4 protein-coding genes are annotated in these 2,809 nt (G+C 69.6%); 1 reads left to right on the top strand and 3 read right to left on the bottom strand.

Annotated elements, in window-relative coordinates:
* On the bottom strand, positions 1–954 hold a 954-nt coding region (locus HY703_08425; GenBank protein ID MBI4545205.1), incomplete at its 3' end, for a carbamoyl phosphate synthase small subunit.
* Here HY703_08425 and HY703_08420 point away from each other — a divergent pair.
* Positions 856–1,416, top strand: coding sequence for a ribonuclease HI (locus HY703_08420; GenBank protein ID MBI4545204.1), 561 nt, complete (start codon positions 856–858; stop codon positions 1,414–1,416). The two genes, HY703_08425 and HY703_08420, sit on opposite strands and share 99 nt — an antisense overlap.
* Positions 1,417–1,432: 16 nt before the next feature.
* Here HY703_08420 and lipB read toward each other — a convergent pair whose 3' ends face one another.
* Positions 1,433–2,101 carry a lipoyl(octanoyl) transferase LipB gene (gene lipB / locus HY703_08415; protein ID MBI4545203.1) on the bottom strand — a complete coding sequence of 223 codons (669 nt, stop codon included), beginning with the start codon at positions 2,099–2,101 and terminating at the stop codon, positions 1,433–1,435.
* 17 nt (positions 2,102–2,118) lie between these two features.
* Positions 2,119–2,809, bottom strand: a 691-nt coding sequence (locus HY703_08410) for a 2-oxo acid dehydrogenase subunit E2 (GenBank protein MBI4545202.1), incomplete at its 5' end; no start/stop codon positions are given.

Below are 2,809 nucleotides of genomic sequence, written 5' to 3'. Positions count from 1 at the left end.
TGCGTGACCCACGGCATCCGGGTCGCCGGGCCCGTTGGAAAGGAACAGACCGTCGGGTTTCTCGTCCGCCACGGCACCGGCCGTGGTGTGGGCGGGCAAGGTGGTAATGCGGCAACCCCGCTCGGCGAGCAGCCGCAGCGAGTTCCGCTTGATCCCCAGATCATAGGCCAGGACGTGGAAGCGGGGCTCGCCCACGGGCGAGACTTCGTAGGGCTCGGCCGTGCTGACCTGGCCGGTCAGGTCCAGCCCTTCCATGCGCGGGTGAGCCAGGACGCGCGCCAGCACCTCTGCCTCGGGCGCCTCGGCCGGCGCGACGCCGGCACGCATGGCGCCCGCTGACCGCAGATGGCGCGTCAGTGCGCGCGTATCAACGCCCGAGAGACCGATGACCCCGTGCCCTTCGAGGTAGGCCTCCAGGGAGTCCTGCGCCCGCCAGTTGCTGTGCAGCCGCGCGGCCTCGCGGACAATGAAGCCCGCCACCTGCGGGCCAGCCGCTTCCTCGTCCTCCCGGTTGACACCATAGTTCCCGATCAGCGGGTAGGTCATGACCACGATCTGGCCGGCGTAGGAGGGATCGGTCAGCACCTCCTGATAGCCCGTCATCGAGGTGTTGAACACCACCTCACCGAGTGCGGCTCCGGCGGCTCCCAGCCGTTCCCCTTCGAAACGGCGTCCATCTTCCAGCAGCAGGTAGGCAGGTTCTGGCAAGAGTCCTCGAATCGGTCGAGCAATGCAAGCTGAGACCTGGCAGCAATTTACGCGCCCGGCTCCGGGTGTCAAGCAATCCCCGGCGGGGCGGGCGCGGGGCGCCGGCTGTTGCGCCCGCGCGGGCCACCCGCCCAGCTTTGCCCGGCTATGGACCCGCTCGTCTTCCTGTACGCGGACGAATCCTGCCTGGGCATCCAGTTCCCGGACCGGCCCAGGCCGGGCGGCGCCGCGGGGCTCATCGAGCATTGGCGGCGCGGCAGGTGGGAGCGGCGCGATTACTGGGTCAGCGAGCCCGCCACGACCAACAACCGCATGGCACTGCGCAGCGCCATTGAAGGGCTGCGTGCGCTGCATGCGCCCTGCCGCGTCGTTTTCACGTCGGACTCCCAGTACCTGGTGCGCGGCATGAGGGAATGGGTGCAGGGCTGGATCCGGCGCGGCTGGAAGCGCAAAGGCGGCCTGCTGGAGAACGAGCAGCTATGGCGGGAGCTGGTCGCGCAGGCAGCCCGGCACCGGGTAGAATGGCAGTGGGTGCGTGGCCACGCCGGCCACCCGCAGAACGAGTACGCCAACCACCTGGCCCAGCGCGCGGCTCGCACGCAGGATGAGTCCGGCGGCGCCAAGCCCTCCGGCCTCAGCGCGTGGCTGGAGGAGCAACGCGGCCGCGGCCGTTACCTGGACTTCGACGACACCGCTCCGCCCGGCTAGGCTAGGCTAGGCTAGGCTAGGTCTCCTTCAGTGTGCGCTGGAAGACTTCGGCGAAACGCCGCGTGATGTGGTCCGGTACGGCGGCCAGGGCCGGGTGGTCGGCGCCCAGCAGCCTGCCCAGCGAGGTCACGCCGCCATTCCTGATGCCGCAAGGGATAATGGCGTCGAAGTAATGCAGGTCCGGCGCGACGTTCAGCGCGAAGCCGTGGGAGGTGATCCAGCCGCTCGAGACGCGCACGCCAATGGCGGCGATCTTCTCGCTGCCCACCCACACGCCCGTCAGGCCGGGCTTGCGGCCGGCCGCTACCCCCGCATCGCCGAGCGCGCGGATGATGACCTCCTCCAGGTCCCGCAGGTAGCGGTGCAGGTCGCAGCGGTCCGGGTTGAGGTCCAGGATCGGGTAGCCCACGAGCTGCCCCGGCCCGTGATAGGTGGCGTCGCCACCCCGCCCCGCGTGGAAGAGCTCGATGCCCAGCAGGCGACGCTCCGACTCGTCTAGCAGCAGGTGCCCGGGCGCGCTCGAGGTGCCCAGGGTGATGACGTGGGGGTGCTCGACCAGCAGGAGCAGGTCAGGCACGGCGCCCGCGCGGCGGCTCTGCACCAGGCGGCGCTGCAGCTCGAGCGCCTCGCCGTAGGGCAGCAGTCCCAGCCGCCGCACCTCGAGAGCCCTGCCGGCGCTCGCAATACTCGCGTGGCCGACCACTAGACCGCGTCCTCCGGGAAGCTCTCCACGATCTCCTTGAGCCGGGCGAGAAAGCGGGCGGCATCGGCGCCGTCCACCAGGCGGTGGTCGTACCCCAGGGAGAACCACGCTCGCTTGCGGATCGCGATCACGTCCTGGCCATCCAGCTCGAGCACCACGGGCCGCTTCTCGACGGCGCCCGTTCCCAGGATGGCGGCCGTTCCCTCCGGGATCACCGGCATCCCCACGAGCGTACCGAGCACGCCCGGATTGGTGATGGAGAAAGTGCCGCCCTGGATCTCGTCCGGCTTCAGCTTCCGCTCCCGGGCGCGTGCCGCGAGATCGTTGATGCGTTTGGCCAGTCCGACCACAGTCAGCTCATCGGCGTTCCTGACCGCCGGCACGATGAGTCCGGGGTCAAGGTCGACGGCGATGCCGATGTTGATCTCCCCGCGATACTGGATGCTGTCTCCGGAGATGGTGGCGTTTACCCGCGGGAACTCCTGCAACACCCGCGCCGACGCCCAGGCCACGAAGGCGGTGTAGCTGACCTTCACGCCCTGCTGCTCCCAGCGCGCACGGTTCTTCTGGCGGATGCGGTCGACCTGCGTAAAATCGACCTCGATGAAGGAGTGGACGTGCGCCGCGATCCGCTTGGCCCGCACCATGTGGTCGGCCGTGAGCTTGCGCAGGCGCTCCAGCGGCTCGAGC

This window comes from Gemmatimonadota bacterium (assembly GCA_016209965.1).
Taxonomy (GTDB): Bacteria; Gemmatimonadota; Gemmatimonadetes; order Longimicrobiales; family RSA9; genus JACQVE01.
Note: the sequence above shows the minus strand (reverse complement) of the source record. Positions and strands in the feature narration are given on the sequence as shown.

What these genes read in the sequence shown, in the direction of transcription:
- HY703_08420 (MBI4545204.1), top strand. Translation starts at nt 856, where the DNA reads ATGGACCCGCTCGTCTTCCTGTACGCGGACGAATCCTGCCTGGGCATC.